Consider the following 24,496-nt stretch of genomic DNA (forward strand, 5'->3'; position numbering starts at 1 on the left):
CGGGTGCGGTGGACTCCGCACCCGGGGCCGGGGCGGGTGCGGACCCATGAGCGAAGACATCACGGTCCATGTCCTGATCGCGGACTCCCACCTCGAGCGCATCGACGGGGTCGTGAGCGGCCTGCGGGCCGCCGGGCTCCGCGACCTCACGGTGCTGGCGGAGGTGGGGCTGGTCCAGGGCGTCGTCCGTGAGGACGCGCTCGCGGGCCTGGAGCAGGTCCCTGGCGTCTCCGCGGTCGAGCGCTCGCGCGAGGTGCGGGTGCCTCCGCCCGGCCCGGGGCCCCAGTGAGCAATGCCATCCCTTCTTCTGGATGTCATGCGTTGCCATTGGGATTGCAAAACCATTCATCCCATCATGGAACGCACGTGCCTTGGACCGGATGGTAGGCTATGGCCTCCCCCGCAAGGAGCTCCCATGATCAAGGGCACCAAGAGCCGCTCCCCCTCCGTCTCCACTCCGTCCGCGCCTCCCCCTCCCACCACGGGCAAGCGCAAGGCTTCGGACGCGGGGCTGTCGGAGCCCTCGAAGTCCGCTCCTCCGTCTCCCACCCCTCCGAAGGCCGAGGCCAGCACGTCGGGGGCGGTGAAGAAGCAGCGGGTGGAGGGACCGGAGGCCCCGGCCCAGGCCAGCTCCAGCGGCAACGTGGTGGCTCCATCCAACACGGCCGTGGGGAAGGACACCTTCACGGCCGGCGCGGGGGGCAAGACGCCCGCGACGCCGCAGGCCAATGCTCCGGTGGACACGGCGGCCGCCAACAAGGTCCAGTCCATCGGGCAGTCGGAGATCGACGCGCTTCCCAACCGCGTGCTCAAGGACTTCGCGGAGCTGGGGTATGGCAACGCCGCCCAGCTCCTGGCGAAGAGCCCGATCGCGGTGAAGCGGCTCAACGAAACGTCCGACGCGGACGTGCAGGTGCGGGAGGGCAGCATCCACGGCCGCTCGCACACCGCTCAGAACACGTCCACCAAGAAGGTGACCGTGTACATGGACCCCACGCTCAAGCAGAAGTCGCCGGAGGACGCGGCGGGCACGTTCATGTTCGAGATGAACAACGCCTACCGGCGTCCCAAGTTCGACGCGCTGGACGATGACGTCCGCGGCAAGAAGATCACCTCCGCCTCCGACTACGCGGAGAAGAAGATGACGCTCGAGGTGGAGGGCATGCTCCACACGGGCTCGGTGGGCCGCGAGCTGGCGGTGGGAAAGCACAGCGAACTGAAGAACCAGGGAGCGTTCTACACGACGGACTACCTGGACTACGCCAGCAAGACCCAGGGACAGACCGCGGAACAGAAACAGGCCTTCCGGCTGGACCTGGCCAAGGAGCGGATGGACGTGAAGCACAACGGCACGTCCCACCGCGAGGTGTACGAGAAGCAGTTCGCCGGGATTCGCTGAGCGCGGACCGTCCCATGGCAGGTGCGGGGCCCGGAGGCTGGCGCGGAAACTGCTCTAGGCTCGGGACATGCGGCTGCTCAGCCACACCCGAAGCGCTTCACCCTCCGTCGCCCGCCCCCCGAGGCCCTCATGAGCCCCTGGCCCCTGCTGGCGGCATGGATGACCCTGGCGGCTCCCGCCGACTTCTCCGCGCCCCTGCGGGCCCGTGGAGAGAAGGAGGCCGCGTCCTCGGCGCGGCTGACCTCGGATGGCCACCAGCTCCTGCTCGAGGTGGAGGTGGTGGACACGACGCCGTCCTCCTCGACGGATGACGTGCACTCCGACCACGTCGAGGTCTGGTTCTCGCTGGAGGACCTTGAGGCGGTGGGCCCCACCCGCTTCGTCACCGCCGGGGAGGGGCGCTTGTACACCGTGAACGGCGGGGACAAGCCCGAGGCGCTCAACCGGAGCATTCGCAAGCGGCCTGACACGCCGGCCGAGGACGATGGGGGACTCGACTGCACCGAGAACGAAAGCAACGCGCGCCAATCGATTGGGAAGCCGCCCTCGCGCAGGGTGCGCGCCTTCTTCGGCCTTGCCCACCTGGGGCTGTTTCGCGATGGGCGCCCGGCCGTGCTCTACGATGGCCCGCTGTACGCGGCCGCGGGACTGGCTCCCTCCCTGGCGCCGGGGGATGTGAGTTACGAGGTCCAGAAGACGAAGCGCGGCTACCTCCTCAAGGCGAAGATCCAACCGGGAGGGCTCGTCTTCGTCCCACGCACGGGGGTGCAGTCCCTGCGCGCCCGGGTGGATGTCATCGACGCGGGAGCCCCGGGGGCCCCCGAGCTTCTGCGCTCCAGCCACCCCGCGCCCCGGTGGGGCGAGCCCTCCACCTTCCAGGTCGTGAAGCTGGCCCGGCCCCTGGCGGTGCGGCTCGTGGCCGGGGTTCCGGAGGTGAGTCAATCGGAGGAGCCGGAGCTGCGGGGACTGCCCCCCTTCTTCATGCGCGTGGGCGAGGAGTGGCGGGGCGTCGCCGCCCACTCGGAGGCTCCCACGGACTACTCGAACCGGTATTGCCAGGACATGGCCAGAGCCAGCGAGGTCCTGGAGCACGTGTTCCTCCAGTGGAAGCTGGGTCCCGCCGCGCCGTTCGCGGGGCCGGACACCGTGCGCATCCCCGTGCAGGGAACGGCGAAGGACAGCATGAGCCTCCGGGGTCTGGGTGAGACGTCTGGCGCGGGGGAGCTGCTCCTGTCGCGCGGGGCGAAGCACCGTGTGGCCTGGGTCACCGGGACGACGCAGCTGGGCTTTCGCTTCGAGGATGGGTCGCCCGGGGCGGTGGTGAAGCAGACGTCCTGGATGTTTGGCCGGCCCATGGGAGGAATGTGCGGCGCGGCCGATGAAACCCACCTGACGCTCTGGCGACTGGCGGAGAGCGGCCCCACGTCGGACGAGCTGCTGTCATGGGGCGACTGCTCGACACGCCTCGAGCATGACGGCGAGGAGCTGGCCGACCTGCAACAGGGGTCCGGCTCCGATGAAAGCGAGGCGTCCTGGCCCGGCTACACGTGGGAGCAGCCGGGACAGAAGCTCCGGGTGCGGTTCGCGGACGACCTCTGGGTGGACGTGAGCTGGAATCCCCGGGACGGCTCGGGAGTCACGGTCCGCGCCGAGAAGCCCGAGGAGGAGCCCTGAGCGCGGACAAGGAAAAAGCCCAGCAACCCGGTGGGATTGCTGGGCTTCTGGCTGTGTTTCAAATCCTCGCGGCTACGGCGTGAGGATGCGCACCTGGAGCTGCCCCGTGCTCACGCCCGTGACGAGCACCAGCTCGCCGCCGTGCACGAACACCCGCTTCGCGACCCCGGGGTAGTAGCTGGCGGAGAGGATGTCGAAGGTGCTGCTCAGCACCCGCAGCTGCGTCGTGTTCCCCACGGTGTCGATGAGGTAGTAGCGCCCGTTGTGGAAGGCGACGTCCACGAACGACAGGCCCATGCTGGTGCGGTAGGTGAGGTCGGCGGCGTTGAAGAACAGGCCGCTGCCCACCATGACGCCCGACTCGTCCGGCAGGAGCCGGATGGGGTTGGGCAGGCTGTAGTCACCGTGGTACGGCGAGTCCCGCTCCGCGCCCAGCGTGCCCGCCACCGGGTCCACGTCCACCATCGTCACGTCCGTCGGGGAGACGCCCGAGTTGAGCAGGTAGACGCGCTTGTTCACCGGAGAGAACACGAGCGCGCGGGCGGAGTAGCGCCACTCGGCCGTGGCGACGCGCGCACCGGTGGAGCGCTGGTAGAGCGAGTGCGAATCCCACGCGCCGGAGCCGTCGATGGTGAACAGGTAGTTGCCGGCCACCACCATGCTCGAGACCGTCTCCGGCGCCGCGGCGAAGAAGCGGACGGCGCCGTCCTGGGTGAAGGTGTCGATGCGCCCGCCGCTGTAGGCCAGGTACGTGGTGGTCCCGTCCGGAGTCACCGCCATGGACACGGCGTCCGCCGTGCCCGCGTAGGAGCTCAGGAAGCGGCGGTTCGGCACGTCGAGCCGGTGGACGCGGTCCGCCGTGCGGTCGAAGAAGTGGATGACGCCGCCGGAGCTCAGGGTGGCGTCGTCCAGGTTGAAGGCGAGCTGCGCGCCGTCGAGGACGAGGCCCCCATCCGGGAGCGAGCCGCCGTCGGGTGTGCCCGCGTCGGTGGGCGTCCCGCCCGTGTCCAGCGTTCCCGTGATGTCGATGTCACCGGTCCCCTGCGCGTTGGGGCAGTTCGGGAGGTCGCGGCGCAGGACGATGTTGGCCGAGGTGACGCTGCCGGCCACCACGTCCACCTGGGTGCTTCCCGAGTACACCAGCAGACCGGAAGCGTTGAACGCATCCACGCGCACCGTCCGGGCCGTGCCCGCCGGGACCTGCGAGATGCGGCCCTGGATGACCGTGTCCGTCACCTGGAGCGGCACGGGACCAAGCGTCGTCATGTCGGGCGCGGAGACCGTCGCGTTGGCCGAGGTGACTCCGCAGACATCTCCCTCGAGGGAGATCTCCATGCGGATGGTCTCGGTGCCGGCCGGGCCCTCCGGAGGCATTCCCTGGCACGCCGCCAGCCACACACACGCGGCCAGCATCCCAATCCATCGAGTGGCAATCTTCATGTTCATGTGTTCCGTGGCCCTTTGCGGCCACGCCCCCTGCTGTCGTCTGGTTTTGAAGCTCCGGCAGTGACGGGCGGCAGTCTAAAGCCTGACATCAGCGGTTTCGCAAGCTGCCTGAAGGTCCAGGATGGAGAAGCCGGCTGGGGGTTGATTTCACCCCTCCGCCCGAGGCCTCGGACGTCTCTGTCTGGCTTATCCGGCCCGGCCCAGCACTAGGAAAGGAGGTCCTCTTCCTCGGGACCCTTTCTCAGCATGATCACCAGGCCCGTGATGCTGACGCCTCCGGCCATCAGGAAGGCCAGCACGGCGAGCACCAGGGGGATGCCGCCGTCGCCCTCGGGGTAGCTGTGGCCGGGGTCGTCGCGGTCGTAGAGCACCTGGATTCCACTGCCCGCGCGCAGGCGCTCATACAGGTCCTGGGAGACTGCGCGCTGGGCCGTCTGCCAGCCGCCGCCCTGTCGCGTGAAGCCGTAGTGCAGCACGTAGTCCCGACCCGAGGAGAGACGACTCCGGGCGCGGACCTCCTTGCGCACCACCCGGCCTTGCGCCCAGGCGCCCTCGGTATGGATGCGCAGGTCCCGCTGGAAGATGGCCAGGACCATCACGAAGACGATGACGCCCATGAGCAGGAACAGGGCGCCGTCCATCCGGGTCATGCGTCGGGAGTGGGAACCGGAACCGAAGGGGTTCATGAAGCCTCTGCTGGCCGGCGGGCGGGCATGGCTGCCTGTCCAAGCGTCGGGCAGCACGCGGGAAAGGAGCGGCCAGAAAAGCGAAAGGCCCGGAACCTTTCGGTTCCGGGCCTCTCTCGTGGCGAGGAGTACGGGACTTGAACCCGTGGCCTCCGGCGTGACAGGCCGGCGTTCTAACCAACTGAACTAACTCCCCACAAACCCTGCTAACTCTATATGGGCGGAACAGGGATTGAACCTGTGACCATCGCCTTGTAAGGGCGCCGCTCTACCGCTGAGCTATCCGCCCTGCGCGGCCCCGCCGTGATTCAGTGAGGCGGCTTGTATCGTCCCCCTCCGCCCCCGTCAAGCATCTGTTTTCGAGGCCCCTGAATTCCGCTCCGCCCCCTGGAAACCAGCGGATCCGACGGGCGCGGATCCGCCTGCTAGGCCCGCACCTTCCACCGCCGCACGCGGCGGCGGGAGCGGGGAATCATCACCACGGCGCCCACCAGCAGGGCCACCGGCACGAACACCAACATCGTCTGCATCATCGCCTCCATGCCCTGCAACATACGGAGGCCCTCTGACATCCTGACGGGGAGTTCGTGACTTTCAGGAAACGACACTCCAAGCCGCCGGGTTTCCGGCCGTCCTGGCGGGCAGGCGGCCGGAACCCGTCCTGGAGGGCTACTCGCCTCGGGGAGGACCGCCCCGGCCGCCGTGGCCCGGGCCGTGGGAGCCCCGCTCCGCCTGGAGGAGCGTGCGGGCCTGGGCCTTCTGGGCGTCCGTCAGCACCTGCTCCGCTTCCTGGTACGCCGCCAGGTCGTTGGCGCGCAGTTGCTCGAAGAGGCCGCGGGCCTGCTCGTGGTTGGCCTGGTCCTGGGCGGACGGCGTGCCCTGGGTGCCGCGGTCCGGCGGCGCGGGCGGGCGCAGGGCCTCCAGGGACTGCTTCACCGGCGCGTTCTTCACGTCGAGTGCGGCCTGGATCCGCTCCAGGCTCGAGGCCTGGGCGTCGGTGAGGGCCAGGTCCTGGCGGTGGTCGATGAGCACCTGGACCGGCGACTTGCGCGCGAAGGGCGGCGGGCGGCGCGCGCCCTGGGTCGCGTCCTGGGTGTTGGGGGGGGTGGATCCGGCGAAGGTGGGAACGGCGAACAGCAGGCCCAGCATGAACAGATGGCGCTTCATGGTGATGTACCTCCAGCGTGCGCGTGATGACCGCACCCGGAAGCCTTGGCCTGAGGGCACGTGGACACCGTGCGGGACCGACTGGGAGGGGTTTGTCCCTCACGGAGTCCCGTGCCGCTCAGGCCCGGGGCTTCCGGGCTGACACGGTGCAAGGTGCTCCCGCCATGTGCCGCGAAAATGTCCCGCGCGTTACCGAATGTGTTTCGAGCCGCTACTCGGCCGCGCTCCGGGCGTCCTGCGCCGGGCCTGGCTTCTCCCCGGCGACCGGGAGGGAGCCCTCGGTGCCGCTGAGCGCCAGGTAGATGTTGAACCACGCCAGCCAGGCGCGCCACGCCGGGTCGCGCTGCTCGATGAGCGTGCGCCGTGCCTGGCTCATGCGCTGGGGCACGTCGAAGGGCATGCGCGTCGGGTCCTCGGACTGCAGCTGCGCCGCGAACCAGAGCACGTCCAGCTGGCCCGTATCGACCGGCGCGTGGGTGCGCGCCATCAGCGAGTCCGCGTGCTCCAGCGCCTTGCCCAGCCACCGGGCCGCCTGCTCGGGATTCCTCCGGTCCACGGCGTTCTCCGCCAGCCGCAGCTCCGCGAGCGTCACCGCGCGGATGTCCTCGTCGCGGTCGGATTCGTCGAACTGCTCCAGGAACAGCGCGCGCCGCTGCTCCAGCGCGCGGGCGGCGGCGTCCATGCGCCCGAGCCGGGTCTCCGCGTTGGCGCGCAGCCCCGCGGCGATGATGCGGTACGCGCGGTGGACGAACGCGGGCGTGGCGTGCGCCTGCTTCAGCGTGGCCTGCACGGCGGGCGTCGCCAGGTCGCGGTCCACCTGGTCCAGGTCCTCCAGCGTCCGCTGGGGCTTGTCCGCGCCCAGCGCCGCGGCGCAGCGGGCCAGCCGCAGCACCAGCCGGTTGCGCAGGCCCGCCTCGTCGCGAGGGCCGGCTTCGATGCCCGGCAGCGCGCGGTCATAGAGCGCCAGCGCCTGCTCGAACCGGCCCGCCGCGAGGTTGTAGAGCGCCGCGCGATCCATGACGAGGGGGATGAAGCGGGCCAGCTTCGGCGCGGCCTCCACCATGGCCAGGGCCTTCTCCGCGGACTGCGCGGCCTCCGCCTCGCGGTTGACGTGCAGGAGGGCGCGGGCCCGGGCCAGGGCCACGGACAGCCCCGCGGCGCTGTCCACGTAGGGCAGCTTGTCCCGCTCGTCCAGATAGCCCAGGGCGATGTGGTAGTTGCCCACCTGCGTGTGCAGCAGTCCCAGCGCGCCGAGGATCATCGCCTTGTAGCGCGGGTTGTTGCGCACCAGGTCCAGGGCGACCAGGTAGTGCCGGTTGGCGCGCTCGGCGGCGGCGGGGTTGCGGCCGCGCAGGAAGTCCTCGTGGTGGATGGCTCCCATGAGGGCCTGCACCTCGCGCTGGTTCTTGAGCTCCTGCCATGCCGCGCGCAGCTCCGCGAGGCCGGTCTTCACCGCCTGGGCGTGGGCGTCGTCATCCAGCTTGGACAGCCGGCGCGTCGTCACGTAGGCCTTCACGAAGTGCGTGATCGACTTCGCCTTGCCCGGCACCTCCGTGGTGACCTCCTTCATCACCACCTCCGGAGCGACGCCCGCCCGCAGGCGCAGGCTCATGGACTCGACGGCGCTCTCCAGTGAGCCCGTGCGCCGGGTCACGAGGTCGAAGTCCGCGCGGGCCTCGTCCATCCGGTCCCGCCCCATGCGGCGGTAGGCGCGGCCCAGCAGCGCGCGGCGGAACAGCCGCTCCGCCCGGCGGCGCTCCTCTGTGCCGGGCGGGGTGTCGTCGATGTAGAGCGTCGCCAGGGCCTCCATCACGCCGTCGGCGCCCAGGCTCGCCGCGCGCTCGGCGGTGTCCTGCACCACCATGCGGCGGCGGAGCGGGTTCTGCTGCTGTTTGTAGAAGGCGACCAGGGCGTCGCGGACGGGGCGGGGAGGGCGCTCCTCGTGCAACGCATTGACGTGGCGGCCCAGCTCCAGGGCGAACGCATACGGAGTCCCGGCGGGCTCCGCCGCGAGCGCCTGGGCCATGGCGGCGTCCGCTTCCGCGTAGGGGCGCCCCCGGTACAGCGCCCGGACGGCGGCGCGAGCGAAGTCGAGCTGATCATCTTCCTTGAAGACCTTGTTCCGGGAGAGCTGGAGGCCGGCGGCGGCCAGCGCCTCCCGGTCATCGAACTCGCGGTACAGCGCGTCCGCCTGTTCGTACCAGGCCTCCAGCACCGCGCGCGGCGTGGTGTCCGTCAGCCGGGCCGCCTCCAGCTCCTGCTTCGCGAGCGTGAAGTCGCCGGCCGACTGCGCCAGCTCGCTGCGAATGACGTGCTGATAGACGGCGGAGGGCGGACTGGGCGCGGCGGCCGGGTCCAGCGCCGCCATGCGTTGGCGTTCGGCCTCCTGCAGCTCGTCCACCATGCGGCCCCGGTCGCGCTCCTTCAGGGCGCGCCGGTGGGCGATGAGCAGCCGCAGCGGCTCCGACAAGCCCGCGGTGGCGGGGTCACTCACCGAGTGCATGTGGCGGGCGTAGAAGTCCGCGGCGTCGAAGTCGCCGTAGGCCAGGTGCAGGTGGCTCAGGCGCATCATCAGCAGCCGGCGGAGCTTGGGTCGCTTTTCGAGCAGCAGCCGCTGCCGGTAGAGGAGGAGCTGATCCGCCCGCCGGCCCACCATGCCCAGCTCCTCATTGAGGCGGGGCACGTCCCACTCGCCGGGCACCTGGCCATCCAGCGGCAGTTGATACACATCCAGCGACTGGCCCCGGGAACAGGTCGTGATGAGCGACGCGGCCGTGGGGGAGGGATACTCGCAGTTCCACGCCTCGCTGGTGAGCTGGTCCGGGCTGGTGGCTGCGGCCTGCGCGGGCGCGTCGTCGCGCTCGGGTGAGAAGGGCACGCGGAACAGCACCCCGCTGTCGCTCGCGTCAATCACCCCGTCCCCGTTGGAGTCGGTGAAGAACTGCACCACGTACAGCGAGCGTCCGTCGCGCGCGAACACCGGCTGGCCCGTCTTGCCCGGGATGTCGAGCGCCATGGGGACGGGTGCCGCACCGGGGACATCCAGCCGGACGGCCTCCAGATGCGGCGCGGCTCTCGCGGCGAAGCCCGGGCCCACCTGCTGCACGGAGCGTTCGACGGGGACGTACACCAGCCAGCGTCCATCCGGAGAGAACGTGGGGCTGGTCAGGTTGCGGTCGAGCAGGGGCGTCACGTGCCATCCGGCCTCCAGCGCGACCTTGGACAGCCGCAGGTCGCCCTGGATGGTCGCGCGGCTCACCAGCGCGATGTGCGTGTCGTCGATCCACTCCGCCTGCAGCGCGCTGGTCTCCTCCTCCAGGCAGCGGCGCTCCTTCGCCTCCGGCAGCTCGCGCACGCAGAGCTGGCCGCCGGCCTGGGTGCGGAACGAGATGTAGAGCAGCTGCTTGCCGTCGGGGCTGATGCGCGGCCACGTCACGTCCGCGCCTTCGTCGAAGAGGCGGCGCTCGCGGCCCTTCTCCAGGTCCTGGATGAAGATCTCCGTCGCGATGTCCCGGTTGGACACGAACAGCAGCGAGTTCTCGTCGGGCCCCAGCTGCCCCAGGAACTGGTCCCCCATGCCCACGGTGAGCCGCTCGGGCAGGCGCATGCCGCCGTCGTTCTCGTCGTCCTGTCCCCAGGCGCCGCTCGCGACGAGGACGGCGAGGGCCAGGACCCAGGGGGCTCCCCAGGGGGCTCGGAGCCTCAGCACTTCTTCTCTCCCCAGGTGCCGTCCGCGGCTTCCACCCAGCCGCCGCAGACGACCCCTTCCGCGTGCGCCTGGTGCCAGTTGCGGCGCAGCGTCTCTTCCGCCACGCCGGGGCGCACGGTCCGCATCCACTGCCACAGCTGCCGCCGGGCCCGGTTCACCCGCTCCACCAGCGCGGCGTCGTCCGCCGACACGCGCCCGGCCGTGCACTGCTTCCGGGTGACGACCAGGAGCCCGTCCTTGCCCTCGCCCACGCAGTGGCGCCGCACCAGGTCGTCCACGCGGTCCGCCTGCGTCTTGCCCAGGTTCTCCACCAGCGGCGGGGGCTGGATGCCCAGGTCCTCCAGCTGGTTGGGCGTCAGCGGCACCGGCGTGGGGTTCATGCCCGCTCGCGCGAGCCGCTGCTCCACGTCCTTGTATGAGCCCGCGGCCTGCTCCTCGAGCGCCGTGGCGCGGTCCACCATGACGATCTCCGGAGCGCTGATGCACCCGGGGGCGGCGAGGGCGGCCATGAGCAGCAATCCACGGCGTGTCACGGGAGAGCCTCCGGAGGGAACATGGTGGTGATGGCGCGGTCGACGATGGGGCCCAGGGGGATGCCCCGGATCTCATTGATGCTGACCAGCCGGGCCAGGCCGCCCATGGTGATGAGCAGGCTGCCGAAGCCCTGCTTGAAGCTCACGCGCACGTGCTCCGGATGGCCCAGGCTCAACGCGTAGCGGACGCGGTTGGTGGCGGGGTCGGTGTGGCGCGGGTCCTCCAGGTCGAGCAGGTCCAGCAGGTGGCGGTTGCCGATGCGCAGGATCTCCGCGCGCCCGTTGATGCTGCGGTCCCGGGCGGAGATGACCATGGCGGCGTTGCCGTCGAAGGGCTCGCCCCGCGAGGACTTCACGCCCGTTGCCCGCACGTGGGCCTCCAGCGTGGAGTTCTTGCCCTGATAGTCCAGCATGCACTGGCCGGTGATGCGGCCTCCCCGGACGCCCATCTCCAGCTGGCTCATGGAGAACACGTTCTGGTTGATGGCCAGGTTGCCCGCCAGCGGCGCGATGGTCACCCACGGCGTGGTGATGCGGTCCGCGGACAGGAAGCCGCTGCTCGTGAGCAGCGGGTGTTGATCCGCGAAGCGCAGCATCGAGTACGGATTGACGGTCAGGTCGTTCAACAGCCGCACCCCGTCCGGGGACACCTCCACGTTCTCCGTCAGCGGCACGTCGCCGTTGAGCGCCTCCACCGCGATGCCGGACTCAGGCATCCGGACGTTCACGTCCTGGAGCTTGAGGCTGGAGCGGGTGCGGAAGACCTTCAGGTCGGGCGAGGCCACCCGGAAGTCCACCGTGGCCTTGCCGCTGCCCTCCAGCTGTCCCGGGCGCGCGAGGTGGGCCAGGTCCTGCTCCAGCGAACCCCGCAGCCCCATGCGCTGCTGCTCGTTGCTCAGGTCCAGGCGGCCCCGCATCTTCAGCTGCGTCCGGGTGCCCCCATTGGACAGCCGCAGGTCCGGGATGCGGATGACGCCAGCGGGCGTGCGCAGGACGGAGAACGACGCCTCCACGTCCTGGACGGGGTAGGGCAGCGCCGGCTTCTGTTCGAGCGAGCGGACCTTCACGAGCTGCTTCAGCTCGATGTCGCCCTTCTCCCATTGGTCGGTGAAGGTGGCGGTGCTGTCGCTGGACAGGTCCGCGAAGGTCAGCCGGCGCTCGTTCATGCTGACGGTGAGCTTCTCCACCGCGAGGGTCGTGCGGACGGTGCGCTTGGAGCCTTCGGCGTGCGACTCGCCCTGCCAGCGCAGCGCGGGGACGTTGATGGTCTGGTCCGCCTGCTTCCAGCGCACGCCGCGCAGGTCCACGTGGGCCTTGCCCTCGAAGCTGGCGGCGCGCGGGGGCATGGGCGCCAGGCGGAAGGTGCCGTCGGAGCCGAGGTGCGTGATGAGGCCCGTCAGGGTGCCGTGCAGCTCGCCGGTCATCGCGAGCTTCGAGGGGTCCACTTCCGGCGGCACCCGCGCCTTGGCCAGGAGCGGCGACAGCGGGCCCAGGGGCGGGAAGTCGCCCGTCACGTCCACTCGGAGCGCGTGGGCCTTCCGGTTGAACGCCAGCGCCGCGTTCGCGGCGACCTTCAGGCCCGTGTGGCCGGTGAGCCCCAACTGGAGCGCGAGGTTCCGGCGGTCCACGTCGAACGTCAGCGTCTGGTGCTGGACGCCCGCGTCGGTCGCTCCGATGCGCAGCGCTTCGACCCGCAGGTCCAGGTCCCCCTTGTGCTTCCAGTCATCCCCTTGCGAACGCAACACGATGGCGGCACTGCCCGCGGACACGTCATCCCAGCCCGGCCGTTGCAGGCTCAGCTCCGTGCGGTGGTCCACGCGAGGCGAGGGCGCGAAGAGGGCCGTCACCTTGCCCTGGGAGGCCAGCGTCACGGCCAGCTGCTTCCAGGGGAGCCGTGCGGCGACGTCATCCGGGAGGAAGGGCCGCGCCGCGACGAGGTCCGGCGTCCGCACGTCCAGCGTGTATGCCACGTCGTCGGTCCCCTTCGTGGCCTCCAGCGACGCGTGCAGCGTGCCCACGTCCAGCTCCAGCCGCGCGCGGGCCTTGCTGAGGCGGGGCTCCTCCATCGTGGGAAAGGCCTCCGTCACGTGGAGCTGCACGCGCGCGGGACCCTTCAGCACCTCGCGGCCGTCCGCGGTGACCAGCCGGAGCGTCCCCACGGGCAGGTCCGCCTTCAGCGCGAAGGGAGGCTTCGCCGTCAGCGGCACCTGGAGCTGGAGGCCCAGGCGCTCCGCCGTCGCGCGGAGCCCGGAGGCTCGGACGTCCAACGTCTCCACGCTGGCGGACAGCGCCGCGTCTCCCGCCACCCGGAAGGGCGAGGAGAGGTCGGGCCGCAGCTGGCGTCCCGTCAGCTCGCCGGAGGCCTTCGGAACGCGGAGCGGGGTGGGGCCCCCGACGTCGAGCCCCTGGAGCGCGAACGTGAGCCGTGTGGCCAGTCCCTGAGGGGCATCCGGGGTCGCCGCCAGCGAGATGCGTCCACCGCCAAGCTCCACCCGAAGCGCCTCCTGGACGAAGAGGAGCCGCGCCACGTCCACGTCCAGCCCGACCCGGCCCTGGGCTCCCAGCTGGGGCACGTCGCTGAGCGTGACCTCCTGGGCCTCCAGGTGCACCTTGCCGCTCTCAAGCGTGAACGGGACGAGGTCCGCGGGGATCCACTGCAGCAGCCGGCCCAGGTCCACGTCCGCCAGGGCGCGCGTCAGGACGGGCGGGACCTCCGCTGAGTCCGGAAGCACCACCTGGGCTTGCACCTCGGTGCTGTCGGTCAGCCGCGTGCGGTCCAGCTCGACGGTGGTGAGCTGCTTCGTCACGTCGAACTTCGCCGTCACCTCGCCGTGCAGCAGCGAGCGGAGCGTGAAGCGGGCATCGAAGGTCTGCTTCGCGACGTCCAGGTCCACCTTCACGTGAGCCGTGGATGCGTCCGCCTCCACCGCCAGCGCCAGCTCCAGCAGGGCTTCGGCGGAAGGAACGGCCGGGCCTTCGCGGTTCAGCGCCAGGGCCAGGGGCTTCCCGGACTGGCCCAGGTTCGCGAGCAGCTTCCAGCCCTGGTCCTGGGGCTTCGCTTCGATTCCGGCCTGAAGCCCTCGCAGCGACCAGCGGTCCACCACCGCGCCGTCCTGGACGCGGAGGTACGTCAGCGACACGCCCGACAGCTCGATGTTCGCGACGGGGAGCGGGGAGGCGAAGAGGTCCGCGACCTGCCGCGAGAGTCCGGGAGGGACTTCATCGAGCGGTTCGGGCTCCGGCGGTCCGGTCAGGTTCGTGAGGGACGTGGTCCCCGTGTCATCCGCCACCAGGACGACGGTCGCGTCCCGCACCCCTACGCGCTCCACCCGGACCGGCCCCTTCAGCAGGGCCCCGGGCGACCACGACGCCTCCAGGGTGCCGACGCGCAGCAACTCGGGGGCGACGGCCTGGAACGGCGGCGGGGTCCACACCACCAGCCCTTCCAGGCGCAGCCCGGAGAGCACGTCGATGCGCGCCGTCTGGTAGTCCAGCCGGATGCCGGTGGCCGCTTCCACCTGGGAGACGATGCGCGGCTTCAGCCAGGGATGGCCGAGGTGGTGCAACGCGGTCACGACCGCGGCCAGCAGGAGCACGAACGTCGCGAGAATGATCAGGAGCGCGCCCGCGATGATTCGCGTCAATCGCCGACGAGGCCGTCCAGCACCGGGGGAGTCCATGTTGTTCCGTCGAGGCGACCGGCCAGCCTCCTCCTACCATGCGGCGGAATCGGGCTTCAATCCGAGGACGCCTCGCGCGGGCCAGCCGCCCGGGAGCCGCTTCAACCGAAGCTGGACGAAGTCATTCCCGCGGTGCCGCCCGCCAGGGGCTTGTAGGGGAAGTAGAGGTTGCGCACGAAGCGGGTGAAGAGGTGCTCCTCGTTCCACCGCTGACGGGCCATGCCGTACACGCCGGGTGTGCGCAGGTCGTGCTCGGAGACGCCGGTGACGAACTCGCGCTCGCTGTAGATGGCGAACACCTCGTCCACAGCGGCGCGGCTCCGGTACGTGCGAAGCATCGTGCGGTAGATGAGCTCGCTCTCCTTCTGGGTGAAGGCCAGCCCCTGGATGGCGTGCGCCATCTCGTGGAAGACCAGGTACTGCTCCGACTCCAGCCGGTCCTGGCGCAGGGCAATCCGCGCCCGGGGCCAGTCCGGGTGGTCCCAGAACAGGCCCGCCGCCTGGGGTGACACCGCCCGGGGATAGCCGTACTTCGCCAGCGTGTGCCCGGGGGGAATCAGCTCCAGCGTCAGGGGCCGTGCCGCCTCCAGCCGGGCGATGAGCTGGAGGTTCCCGGCGAGCTGCCGGGCAATCTCCTCCTGCACCCGCTTCACCTGCGCCGCCGGGGCGCCGTACGGCTTGAGTTCCAGCTTCGCGCTCACGTAGGCGCGGGCCTTCGCGGGGCCTTCCGCGGGAGGACGGCCTGCGCGCGACTCGAAGACGTCGCCTCCCTCCAGCAGGGTGAAGGCGCTCAGCGGCTGCTTGAGCCCGACCTCCGCCGCCAGCGGAGTGACGTCCGGCGTCGAGCCGTCCAGCGTCTCGTAGCGTTCCGGGGCCATGGGCTCAGGCGCAGGTCTTCGCCTGCTGGTTGCAGGTGTCGACGCAGCCCGGGGTCTGGGTGTCGGGCGTGAGCCGCTCCGCATTGCCCTGCACGGAGTCCGGCGGCTGCCGCGATGCGGGCTGGCCGCGCGGCTGGCAACTGTTGAGACAGGCGTCGTACCGGTCGCGGCAGTACGGCGTGAGGTTCGACGTGTCGAGCGTCGCGCAGCCGGACAGCAGCGACAGCGCGGCCGCGAGAAGGGCGATGCCACGGACGAGGTTCATGCCCGGAGTCTAGCCGGGATCGGCGTGCCCTCCCCAGCACCCAGGCCGCCCAGAGCAGGCCTCCCGCGACCGCCGCTGGATTCCCTGGGCCCGCACCGCAGCCGCCCACCGCCGCGGGCGTGCCCGGCGCCACCTGTTCCTCCGGGGCGGGCGCCTCCACCAGGCCTGGAACTGGAGCCGGAGCCGGAGCCGGGCCCATTCGCGGCGCGGAGAGGTTGCCTTCGGTCAGCTCCTGGTAGCGCTGGATGAGCCGCAGCCGCGCGGCATCGAACGCGGCGCCGTCGTCCGGGACCTGCCACGCGGTGGGAATCAGCTCCCGCGCCACCTTGCGCGCGAAGTCCGGGTCACCCGCGTCGCTCACCGCCTTGAGCCACTCGTAGTCCTGCATGCCCTGGCGGATGAGCTTCAGGCGCAGCGACGCCACCGGCACGTGCGTCAGCCCGCCAATGACAGACGGGATGCCCGGGTAGAACAGCGTCCCGTCCCCATGGCCATTGAAGTGGTACTGGTCCGTCCACGCCGTGTGGAGCATGCCCGCGGTCTCGTAATACAGCTCACCCTTCCCGCCGTGGAGGAAGGTCACCCACTCCATGGCGCGCGCCTTCGCCGCCGAGCGGTCCACCAGGTACGACGGCCAGCCCGACCCCGGCTGGTTCTCCGGCATGGTGCTCCCCGGCCCGCAGCCGTGGCTCATGCAGCTCTGATACGTCCACAGCTCCGTTCCGGGACGTGAGAGGAATTCCGTGTACGTCGCGCCCTGGTCCCCCTCGAAGCCCGGCTCCGTGCCGTCCAGGTGGTTCACCAGCGGCACCACGACGTCCACCAGGGGCCCCAGGCCGTGGTTCTTCAATTGGATGGAGTTCGTCGTCAGCATGCTGCGAAGGCCGGGCGCGACCTGCCGCACCAGCTCTCCCGTGGCGTGCACCTCCTCGAACGTCGAACCGTAGGGCGGCTCGTCGCCAATCTGGACGAAGGCCTGGCCCAGCCAGCCGCGCTCCCCCATGTGCTCGGTGAAGTCGCGCAGGTCCTCGGCGACGAGCGGGCCTTCGTATTCCAGGCTCGTCATCCGCGCGCCGGGCAGCCGCGTGGGCGCGGTGCCATCCAGGTAGGGGCCCCAGGCCGCGTCGAAGTCAGTCCACGGCGGAGGCCAGGGCGCGCGCAGGAAGATGCTGGGCAGCGTGATGCGGTGCTCCAGCGCCAGCTGCTGGTAGCGCGTGAGCAACGGTTGCAGCTCTTTGGAAGAACAGTCATTGCGGCCCATGTGCGCGCGGCACACCTGCACCGGCGCCAGCAGGAACGCCGTCGACAGCGAGGACGTGGATGGCATCACCGCGTCCACTACCGTGAGCCTCGCCGTCACCTGCCGCTGGAAGCCTCCGTCCGCCTCCACCGTCACCGTGCCCGTGTACTCGCCGGGCGGCGCATCCTGGGGCACGTGCACGTCCACCCAGAGGGCGCGCGCCTCGTTCGCGGGCACGTCGAAGGGAAAGGCATTGCGCGTCTCCCGGGCGACCTCGTCCGTGTCCGGCACCAGCCCGTCCGGCCATCGCCCCGCCGGCTGCCCGGGCACGGACGGCTGCCGCGTCGTGAGGTACGTCTGCCGGTACAGGGTCACGTCCGGCCCCGTGATCAGCCCCGGCCCTTCCAGCGCGGGCAGGCGGGCGCGCACGCCCCGCAGGCCGGCTTCACCGCCGTGAAGTGCCACCTGGAAGGAGGCGAACTCGTTGCGCGCGGCGGTGAGCCGCACCTCGGTGCTGCCGCCGGGCGCGGTGTCGTCGGGGCGGACCTTCACCATCATCCCCTCGCCCCACACCGCGGGGCCGGCCGCGAACACCGGCCAGCCCACGGACAAAGACAGCAACACGAGGCAACACTGTCGAATACCCAGCATGGGAAATGAATGCGCACGGACAGTGCACTGCTCCAGACGTCCCGGATGGCCTATCACCCAGGCCCACCAGCCCCCTGCGGCCTGTCTGGTGGGGGACGTTGCCATTCCCAGAAGAGAGGGGCGCACCGCGGGTGCCAGACGGCGGCCTGCTCCCACGTCTGGCGCCAGACGGCCCATCACAGTGACAGCGGATGATGGAGGTCCTCCCCCTGGGGATGCTTGCCGCGTGCAAGGACTTGGGTCTCCTGACGGGATGACCGTCTGGGCATGGGCACGCCGGTAGTAAGGTGCGCGCCGTTCGAATGACGGCGCGAAGCCTGGGAGAGCTCCGGTGGCTGGCGGTGAATGGCGGGTGCGGGTCCTGGGGCTGGCGCAGCTGTGCGGCCCCGACGGTCAACGGGTGAGGTTGGAGCGGCGCACCGCGGCGCTGCTGGCGTGGCTGGCATTGCAGGGCCCCTCGCCCAAGTTCCCGCTCGCCGCCCTCCTGTGGCCGGACTCGCCACCCACCACGGTGCGAAGCAACCTGCGGCAGCTGCTGCGCCGCCTGCGGCTCGCCACGGGGGACGAGGCCCTGGTGGAGGGCGACACCGACCGGCTGGCATTGGTCTCGCCTTCGGCGGTGGACGCCGCGTGCCTCAAGGCCGCCGCCGAAGCCCGCGCTCCCGCGGAGGCGCTGGAGGCCGTCGGGACCGAAGGCAGCACGCTGCTGGCGGGCTTCGACTTCGATGACTGCCCGGAGCTCGCGCGCTGGCTGGACGGCGCCCGCGCGGGCATCGATGGCTGGGTGCGTGAGGCGCGCGAGGCCCGCATCGCCTGGCTCACCGCCTCGGGCGATTGGACCGCCGCGCTGGGGCTCGCGCAGGCGTGGGCGCGGCAGGAGCCCGAATCCGAGCAGGCCGGCCGCCACCTCATCCGCCTGCACTACCTCCAGGGCGACCGGGGCGCCGCGCTCGCGGCCTTCGAACACCTGCGCACCGTCCTGGACCGGGAGCTGGGCGTCACCCCCATGCCGGAGACGCTCGCCCTGGTGCGGGAGGTGGAGAAGGCCGCGCCACGCCCCCGCTCCCTTCCGGGCACGCGCTCCGCGCTGCCGCTGTCCGTGCTGCGCCCGCCGGTGCTCGTGGGCCGGGAGGCCGCGTGGCGGCAGCTGGAAGCCGGATGGGAGGCGGGCCAGCTCCTCTTCATCTCCGGCGAGCCCGGCAGCGGCAAGACGCGGCTGGCGGAGGAGTTCGCGGCCACGCAGGGCCGCTGGGGGCGCATCGAGGCGCGGGCAGGGGACCAGGACGTGCCGTTCGCCTCCCAGGCGCGCGCCTTCCGCACGCAGCTGCGGCGCTGGCCGGATGTGAAGCTGCCGGACTGGGTCCGCACCGAGCTGTCGCGCATCCTCCCCGAATTGGGAGAGCCGCGGCTCCTGCCGCCCCTGGCCTCCGAGGCCGGCATGCTGCGCTTCTACGACGCCATCGTCGCGGCGCTCCAGCTGCTCCACGAGCACGAGGACATCAGCGTCGCGGATGACGTGCAGTACTGGGACCCGGCCAGCGCCAGGGCCTTCACCTACGCGCTCTCCCGGCTGGCGGACGCCGCTCCCGGGGGCGGCCGGAGCCTGCGCTTCATCGACTGCTATCGCCGGGGAGAGCTGGCGCCCGAGGCGAGGACGCACGTGGCGGGACTCGTCGAGGCGGGGCTGGCGCGCATCGTGGAGGTGGACGCGCTGACGGACGAGGACGTCCAGCGCATGGTGGCGGGCATGGGGCTGCGGGACGCGGAGGCGCACGTGGAGGCCCTGGCCCGCTACACGGGCGGCAACCCGCTGTACGTGGTGGAGACGCTGAAGCACCTGCTGGAGACGGACTCGCTGCACCGGGAATGGCCCCAGCGGCTGCCGCCCCCGGGACGCGTGGGCCCCCTCATCCAGCGGCGCCTGGAGCGGCTGTCCCCGCTGGCGCTCCAGTGCGCGCGGCTCGCGGCGCTGGCGGGGGCCTTCTTCCGGACCTCGCTCGTGCCCGGAGTGCTCCAGGTGAAGCCGGCGGACGCGCACGAGGCGCTCACGGAGCTGGAGGCGGCCCAGGTCCTGATGGGCGAGCGCTTCAGCCACGACCTGGTGATGGAGGCGGTGCGGGCCGGGATGGGGCCCGGCGAGGAGCGCGCGCTGCACGCCCGGCTCGCCACGGTGCTGGAGGAGGAAGGGGCTCCTTCCCTCCTGCTGGCGCACCACTGGCTCGGGGCCGGAGGGACGGAGCGCGCGCTGCCACACCTGCTGGCGTCCGCGCGCTCCGAGGAGCAGGTGCTGCCGCCCGAGCTGGCGGCGGAGCACTACGCGCGGGCCGCGGCCCTCATGCAGTCGCTGGGGCAGCACGAGGACGCCGTGCAGGCCCGGGCCGCCGAGGCGCGGTGCCGCTCCGGCGTGACGGGCATCCGGGCCCCAGGGTCATGAAGACCCCCGGGGCTGCTCGGGGCGTCTCATTCTCTCGGACGATGGGAAGAGGTGTGCGGCGTCGGCTATGAAGCCGCCATGCCCAAGACCCTTGTATTGCCTTTGTTCGCGCTGCTCGCGCTCGTCGGCTGTACCCACCAGGTGCGGCCGAGCCCCGCGCCCATGTCCAACGCGGGGACGCCGCTGGCGCTGCGTGCGCGCTACTTCATCTCACCCGAGCAGAAGGCGCGCATCGACTCGGACAGCTACTTCGTCCTGGGGGCCGCGCACACCTGGAACATCACCATTGGCGAAGCGCTCACGCGCAGCTTCCCGCAGATGATGGGCACCGTCTTCCAGTCCGTCCAGGAGGCTTCCAGCCCTGACGACCTGGGTGACGCGGACGTGCTCATCGTCCCGGAGATCCAGTTCTTCGACGTCAACGGCGGTGGCTTCGTGTCGAAGCTGAAGCTGACGGTGCGCTCCCGGGGGAGCCAGGACGCCGTCCAGGTGAGTGACCTGATCGAGGGCGAGTCCCAGAAGAGCAAGGCGGCCTCGGCGTGGCTGGGTGGGGCAGCCGCGGGACAGGAGGCCCTGCGGCAGTCCACCGAGTTGGCCTTCGAGGACGTGATGCCCAAGGTCGCCACGCGCCTGCGGGAGGTCTTCGCCAAGACGCAGGCGAAGGCGTCCGCGGGCGTGCTCTGACAAACGATACGGGCCGCGGGGAGTCTCCCCGCGGCCCGTGCTTGCTTCAGCGCCGCTTCAGGCGCGCGGTCCGCGTCACTGCGGCAGGCTGAGCCGCAGGCGCAGCAGCGTCGCCTCCGTCCAGGCGGTCGCCTCCGGCCCCCCGGAGGTGGCCTGGGCGTCCAGGGAGGCTTCCACGGTGGCCTTCAGCCGGTCCGCGCGGAGCGCCACCGTCGAGTCCAGGAGCGTCAGGATGTTGTCGGCCGGCGGATCATCGGTCTGGCTGAACAGGTCGTAGATGTCCTGCACGTCGTCCATCACCGGCACCAGTTCCAGGTTCAGCGACGTGTCGTGGCCGGACAGCACCGAGTCGCTGCCGTAGAGCATGCCGCGCAGGTGCTCGTCGTGCTCCACCGACAAAGGCAGCGCCAGCGCCACGTAGGACTGCCAGACCAGCCACGTGCCCGTCAGCCGCTTCGCCTGGACCTGCAGGGGGTCCCCGTCCTGCGCCATCCGCAGGGCGATGGAGGCGTAGAACAGCGGCTGCTGGTTCCGCAGCGCCTGGATCACCTTGGGGCGCAGCTCCGTGATCAGCGTGCTCGGCAGGGGGCCACGGGTGGGCGTGATGTTCCCCAGCACGTGGAGCCATTGCTTCGCCATCCACTCCTGCGGGTTCTCGGTGTTGTTGGGGTTGTAGGTGGGCCGGTCCACGCCGCGAATCACGATGGTGAACTCCTGGCCGCCGGTGAAGATGTAGCTGTAGAGCTTCTCCGACTTCACCGTGTTGGTGTCCGTGTCCGAGTAGGTGAAGCGGACATAGACCTTGGACTGCAGCCGGTACTTGCGCTCATAGGTGCCGCCGAGTCCCGTGGGGACCTCGGAGTAGAGCTGCCAGCTGCCCTCGCCGCACAGGTCGATGGTCGCCTCGCCCACGTTCATGTTGTCCGCGATGAGGAAGGGGCCCAGCACGTCGTGGGTCCAGGGCGTCGGGTCCATGTACGGGGTGTCCGGCTTGTTGTCCCCGTTGTAGTCACCCCACTGGCCGCCCGCGCACGGCAGGACGGGCTTCTCCCCCTGCTTCAGATAGTGCTTCGTGGGCACCTGCTCCGGGACGCCCCACGGGTCGACGCCGTACAGGGGCCCGTTGGGATTGTCGCGCCACTCGACCCGCGCATCCTCGATGGCGGTCTTCAGGGCGCCCCAGTCCGCCAGGTAGCGCGTGTGCAGCGCGGTGAACAGCGGCTTGCCCATGCCCGTCAGCGCCGTGTCCAGCTTCGTGCCGGCGGTGATGAATTCCCCGTGCCGCGTGCTGAGCATGGCGGCGCCATGCACGGGCTGCTCCTCGAAGAGCCGCGCGTACGCTTCAGAGCCCGCCATCCAGTCCTTGGGGCTGGACAGCCGCTCCGTGGCGAGCATGGACTGGCCCAGCTGGAAGGGGAACTCCCGCAGGTAGTTGATGTTGTGGGTGAGGGCCCTGGCGGTCAGCTCGTCCACGGGGCTGATGGCGGTGCTGGAGCCGCGCCCGTCGACGCCCGCGAGGATGGCGGAGCTCTGCGCGTCATCCACACCCCACTGGTAGAAGTGCCCTTCCGCGGTCGCGAATTGCAGGTAGTCCAGCGGCACGGGGTGGCGCTGGTTCCAGCCCAGGTACAGCCCCGCGGACGCCTTGAAGTAGTCGTCCTTGATGTCCTCGAAGTACGCGTACATGTTCTGGTCCACGCGGTTGAGGTTCGCCTGGAGCGCGTACAGCGACTGCTGGACCTCCTCCACGTTCTGGTTCACCTGGCCCAGGTTCCAGTCCACCAGGGCGAAGCGCGCCAGCATGTCCGAGTGGATGTCATTGAGCTTGCGGTCCACCCGCTCGAAGCGGCTGAGCATCCGCACCTGCACCTGTTCCACCAGCTGGTGCAGCTTGCGCACCTCCGCGAGGATGACCTGCTCGATGGGCGGCTCCGCCGGCTTGCGCAGCAGGGAGAAGAGCTGGAACACGGCGCTGATGAGCTGCCCGCTGAACACCGTGGCGCTGATGATCTGGAAGCCCTTCTGGCCCAGGTTGAGCGCACCGGTCAGCTTCTCCGCGATCTTGACGGAGCTCTCCGCGTACTTCGCCACCGCCTCCAGCGTGGTGTCGAGCGCCTTGCTGAGCTTCACGATGTCGCTGGCGAGCTGGCTGGAGCCATCCAGGCTGAAGAGCTGCGCGAGGAGGCCCAGGCCCACCGTGACGCCTCCACGCACGCCGTCGAGCCGATCCTTCAGCTGCGTGCCGCGCGTCTTGGCCTGCGCGATGGCGTCCTTGAGCGCCTGCTCCTCCGCGGAGGCATCCACGGCCGCCAGCGCCGCGGAGGCCGCCCCCGTGGGCTTCTTCAGCTCGAGCTTCGCCCGGTACGCCTGCTCCGCGAGGTTCAAGTCGTTGAGCATGTCCGAGTACGCCTGCGCGGTGCCGAGCCCCTCGGTGCTCACGGTCCCCACGAAGGCGCGTGCCTCGTCCGGCGTCGTCACCAGCCGGCCGTTCACCAGGTGAGCGTCGACGAAGCCCTTCAGGGGCCCCAGGGCGTTGACGTCCAGCATCTCATCGGTGGTGTGGGTGGTGTGCAGGCCCACGCCCGCGCCAATGCCGCCGTTGTTCAGCGCGCTGGCCAACGCGACGTTGCCCTGCGCCAGGTCATACAGCTTGCTCCAGGTCTCCTCCGTGAAGGCCGTGGCCTCCGCGTAGCGCTCCACCTGCGAGGAGGTGGCGCCGAGCCCCCGGGGCGTGTCCAGGCCGTTCTCCATGCTGGCCAGGAGGGCCCGCGCGTGGGCCCGCAGCGCCCGGCCGGGAGCGGTGGTGGTGGGCAGGGTGGGCTCGGCCTTCGTGAGCATGCGCAGCATCACGTGCACCATGGGGCCGGCGCCGTCGGTCGCGGGGTCGAAGGCGTAGGTGCCCAGCGCGGCGGACAGCGTGTTGAGGTGCGCGGTCAGCTCCGCCTGCGTGAGCGCCGGGTTGTCACGGGCCAGCGTGTACGCCGCGCCGGCCAGCAGGTTCAGCTTGGGCTGCTGCCGGGACATGGCGATGGCCGCGTAGATGCGCCGCTTCAGCTCCTTTTCGGGCAGCGAGAAGGTGCGGCGGCACTCCGAGCAGGTGATGGGCGCGTCATGGACGGGCGCGCCCTGGCTGCCGGAGGCCGTCCACTGCGCGGCGGCCTGGGCCTGCACCTGCGCCAGGGTGGAATTGCCCGGCGCCTGGGTGTCCGTGAAGCCCGGGCCGCAGTCGGCGTCCGGCGCCAGGCCATGGGTCGCGTCCCGGCAGAGGTTGTAGAGCTTCGGGCCGCTGCCCTCGCCGCACGGGCCGACCATGGTTCCGCACTGCGCGGCGTCCGTCACCCAGGCGCCGTTCACCTGGCACGTCTTCGGGTTCTGGCAGGCCACGGTGCAGGCGGACTCCACCGGAGCGCACTGGGGCCCGGTGCCCAGCTCGAACTGGCCGGTGGGGTAGTTGGAATAGGTGATGTAGCAGTGCTCCCCGCCCACAGGACCGCCCACGGGCGGCGGACCGCCGATGAGATAGAACCAGGTGACGCCCACGCGGTCCTCGGCCACCGGCACGGTCGCGTTCAGGTAGCTCTGCGCCAGGGAATCGCACGAGCGCCCCAGGCGGGGTTGCACCACCTCCTTCGTGATGCGCTCCTCTCCGAAGTCCGCGTGCCGGCACGTGCCATACGTGGTGCACGTCTTCGGCGTGATGTCCTCGCCGCACGCCGCGGAGGCCTGCTGCGCGTAACACTCCAGGCTGTAGGTGAACTGGCCGGTGCAGGCCCACTCACCGCTGGCGATGTCGTCGGGCGCGCACGTCAGGCCCTCCTGCGACGTCTGGAGGCTGGCGGTGGGCTCGGGGGCCCTGGTGCTGGTGGAGGCGGCATCGCCGCAACCCCAGAGGCCCAGCGCGGCCATCACGCCCGCGAGCCAGCGCCGGCGGCCCGCGTGAGCGGACCGTTCTGCTTCGATACCGCGTGAATCCGGATTCATGGTCGTCCCTTCAGCAAGCTGCTGCGCGGGACGATGGGATGTCAGGCGTGACGGCGGCGTGACGGGCGC

General features: G+C 70.9%; 15 protein-coding genes and 2 tRNA genes. 5 read left to right on the plus strand and 12 right to left on the minus strand.

Annotated elements, in window-relative coordinates:
- Positions 1-46: 46 nt before the first annotated feature.
- The 3 genes from NR792_RS38090 (at position 47) to NR792_RS38100 (ending at position 3,073) form a co-directional block, all read left to right on the plus strand.
- Positions 47-289, plus strand: a complete 243-nt coding sequence (locus tag NR792_RS38090) for a hypothetical protein (RefSeq protein ID WP_375757592.1) — start codon at positions 47-49, stop codon at positions 287-289.
- A 126-nt stretch (positions 290-415) separates the two neighbouring features.
- Positions 416-1,399 carry a hypothetical protein gene (locus NR792_RS38095; protein WP_375757593.1) on the plus strand — a complete coding sequence of 328 codons (984 nt, stop codon included), beginning with the start codon at positions 416-418 and terminating at the stop codon, positions 1,397-1,399.
- 129 nt (positions 1,400-1,528) lie between these two features.
- Complete coding sequence (locus NR792_RS38100; protein WP_375757594.1) at positions 1,529-3,073, plus strand: hypothetical protein; 1,545 nt, start codon at positions 1,529-1,531, stop codon at positions 3,071-3,073.
- A 72-nt stretch (positions 3,074-3,145) separates the two neighbouring features.
- On the opposite strand, the gene NR792_RS38105 is transcribed toward NR792_RS38100, so the two are convergent.
- From NR792_RS38105 to NR792_RS38155, 11 genes are all read right to left on the minus strand, one after another.
- Entirely contained in the window at positions 3,146-4,519 is a 1,374-nt protein-coding gene (locus NR792_RS38105; RefSeq protein WP_375757595.1) for a YncE family protein, read from the minus strand.
- A 206-nt stretch (positions 4,520-4,725) separates the two neighbouring features.
- A complete protein-coding gene (locus NR792_RS38110; RefSeq protein ID WP_375757596.1) occupies positions 4,726-5,205 on the minus strand; it encodes a DUF3592 domain-containing protein in 480 nt (159 codons plus the stop codon).
- Positions 5,206-5,324: 119 nt separating this feature from the next.
- Positions 5,325-5,401 (minus strand) — tRNA-Asp (locus NR792_RS38115).
- Positions 5,402-5,422: 21 nt separating this feature from the next.
- Positions 5,423-5,494 (minus strand) — tRNA-Val (locus NR792_RS38120).
- 136 nt (positions 5,495-5,630) lie between these two features.
- Positions 5,631-5,759: a hypothetical protein gene (locus tag NR792_RS38125; RefSeq protein ID WP_375757597.1), complete on the minus strand. Its 129-nt coding sequence runs from the start codon at positions 5,757-5,759 to the stop codon at positions 5,631-5,633.
- A 115-nt stretch (positions 5,760-5,874) separates the two neighbouring features.
- Positions 5,875-6,372: a Spy/CpxP family protein refolding chaperone gene (locus NR792_RS38130; protein WP_375757598.1), complete on the minus strand. Its 498-nt coding sequence runs from the start codon at positions 6,370-6,372 to the stop codon at positions 5,875-5,877.
- Positions 6,373-6,583: 211 nt separating this feature from the next.
- On the minus strand, positions 6,584-10,081 hold the full coding sequence (locus NR792_RS38135) for a hypothetical protein (protein ID WP_375757599.1): 3,498 nt from the start codon (positions 10,079-10,081) through the stop codon (positions 6,584-6,586).
- Positions 10,075-10,614, minus strand: a complete 540-nt coding sequence (locus tag NR792_RS38140) for a DUF1318 domain-containing protein (RefSeq protein ID WP_375757600.1) — start codon at positions 10,612-10,614, stop codon at positions 10,075-10,077. Before NR792_RS38140 ends, NR792_RS38135 begins: the two co-directional genes overlap by 7 nt.
- On the minus strand, positions 10,611-14,294 hold the full coding sequence (locus tag NR792_RS38145) for a hypothetical protein (RefSeq protein ID WP_375757601.1): 3,684 nt from the start codon (positions 14,292-14,294) through the stop codon (positions 10,611-10,613). Before NR792_RS38145 ends, NR792_RS38140 begins: the two co-directional genes overlap by 4 nt.
- Before the next feature lie 101 nt (positions 14,295-14,395).
- Positions 14,396-15,172, minus strand: coding sequence for a hypothetical protein (locus NR792_RS38150; protein ID WP_375757602.1), 777 nt, complete (start codon positions 15,170-15,172; stop codon positions 14,396-14,398).
- Entirely contained in the window at positions 15,085-17,301 is a 2,217-nt protein-coding gene (locus NR792_RS38155) for a glycoside hydrolase domain-containing protein (protein WP_375757603.1), read from the minus strand. Before NR792_RS38155 ends, NR792_RS38150 begins: the two co-directional genes overlap by 88 nt.
- Before the next feature lie 358 nt (positions 17,302-17,659).
- On the opposite strand from NR792_RS38155, the gene NR792_RS38160 reads away from it, so the two are divergent.
- Both NR792_RS38160 and NR792_RS38165 read left to right on the plus strand, forming a co-directional pair.
- Positions 17,660-19,762 (plus strand): BTAD domain-containing putative transcriptional regulator, encoded by a 2,103-nt coding sequence (locus NR792_RS38160; RefSeq protein ID WP_375757604.1) that lies wholly within the window; start codon positions 17,660-17,662, stop codon positions 19,760-19,762.
- Between the two features lie 78 nt (positions 19,763-19,840).
- Positions 19,841-20,446, plus strand: coding sequence for a hypothetical protein (locus NR792_RS38165; RefSeq protein WP_375757605.1), 606 nt, complete (start codon positions 19,841-19,843; stop codon positions 20,444-20,446).
- A 75-nt stretch (positions 20,447-20,521) separates the two neighbouring features.
- Here the strand turns inward: NR792_RS38165 and NR792_RS38170 are convergent, their stop codons facing one another.
- Positions 20,522-24,427, minus strand: coding sequence for a hypothetical protein (locus NR792_RS38170; RefSeq protein ID WP_375757606.1), 3,906 nt, complete (start codon positions 24,425-24,427; stop codon positions 20,522-20,524).
- Between the last annotated feature and the right edge of the window lie 69 nt (positions 24,428-24,496).

It is taken from the genome of Corallococcus exercitus (assembly GCF_042231735.1).
Taxonomy (GTDB): domain Bacteria; phylum Myxococcota; class Myxococcia; order Myxococcales; family Myxococcaceae; genus Corallococcus; species Corallococcus exercitus_B.

Bases quoted from the DNA above. Each gene is read 5' to 3' on its own strand.
- NR792_RS38165 (WP_375757605.1), top strand. From the start codon at position 19,841: ATGCCCAAGACCCTTGTATTGCCTTTGTTCGCGCTGCTCGCGCTCGTC.
- NR792_RS38105 (WP_375757595.1), bottom strand. From the start codon at position 4,519: ATGAACATGAAGATTGCCACTCGATGGATTGGGATGCTGGCCGCGTGT.
- NR792_RS38130 (WP_375757598.1), bottom strand. From the start codon at position 6,372: ATGAAGCGCCATCTGTTCATGCTGGGCCTGCTGTTCGCCGTTCCCACC.
- NR792_RS38090 (WP_375757592.1), top strand. From the start codon at position 47: ATGAGCGAAGACATCACGGTCCATGTCCTGATCGCGGACTCCCACCTC.
- NR792_RS38170 (WP_375757606.1), bottom strand. From the start codon at position 24,427: ATGAATCCGGATTCACGCGGTATCGAAGCAGAACGGTCCGCTCACGCG.
- NR792_RS38125 (WP_375757597.1), bottom strand. From the start codon at position 5,759: ATGTTGCAGGGCATGGAGGCGATGATGCAGACGATGTTGGTGTTCGTG.
- NR792_RS38150 (WP_375757602.1), bottom strand. From the start codon at position 15,172: ATGGCCCCGGAACGCTACGAGACGCTGGACGGCTCGACGCCGGACGTC.
- NR792_RS38100 (WP_375757594.1), top strand. From the start codon at position 1,529: ATGAGCCCCTGGCCCCTGCTGGCGGCATGGATGACCCTGGCGGCTCCC.
- NR792_RS38145 (WP_375757601.1), bottom strand. From the start codon at position 14,294: ATGGACTCCCCCGGTGCTGGACGGCCTCGTCGGCGATTGACGCGAATC.
- NR792_RS38110 (WP_375757596.1), bottom strand. From the start codon at position 5,205: ATGAACCCCTTCGGTTCCGGTTCCCACTCCCGACGCATGACCCGGATG.
- NR792_RS38095 (WP_375757593.1), top strand. From the start codon at position 416: ATGATCAAGGGCACCAAGAGCCGCTCCCCCTCCGTCTCCACTCCGTCC.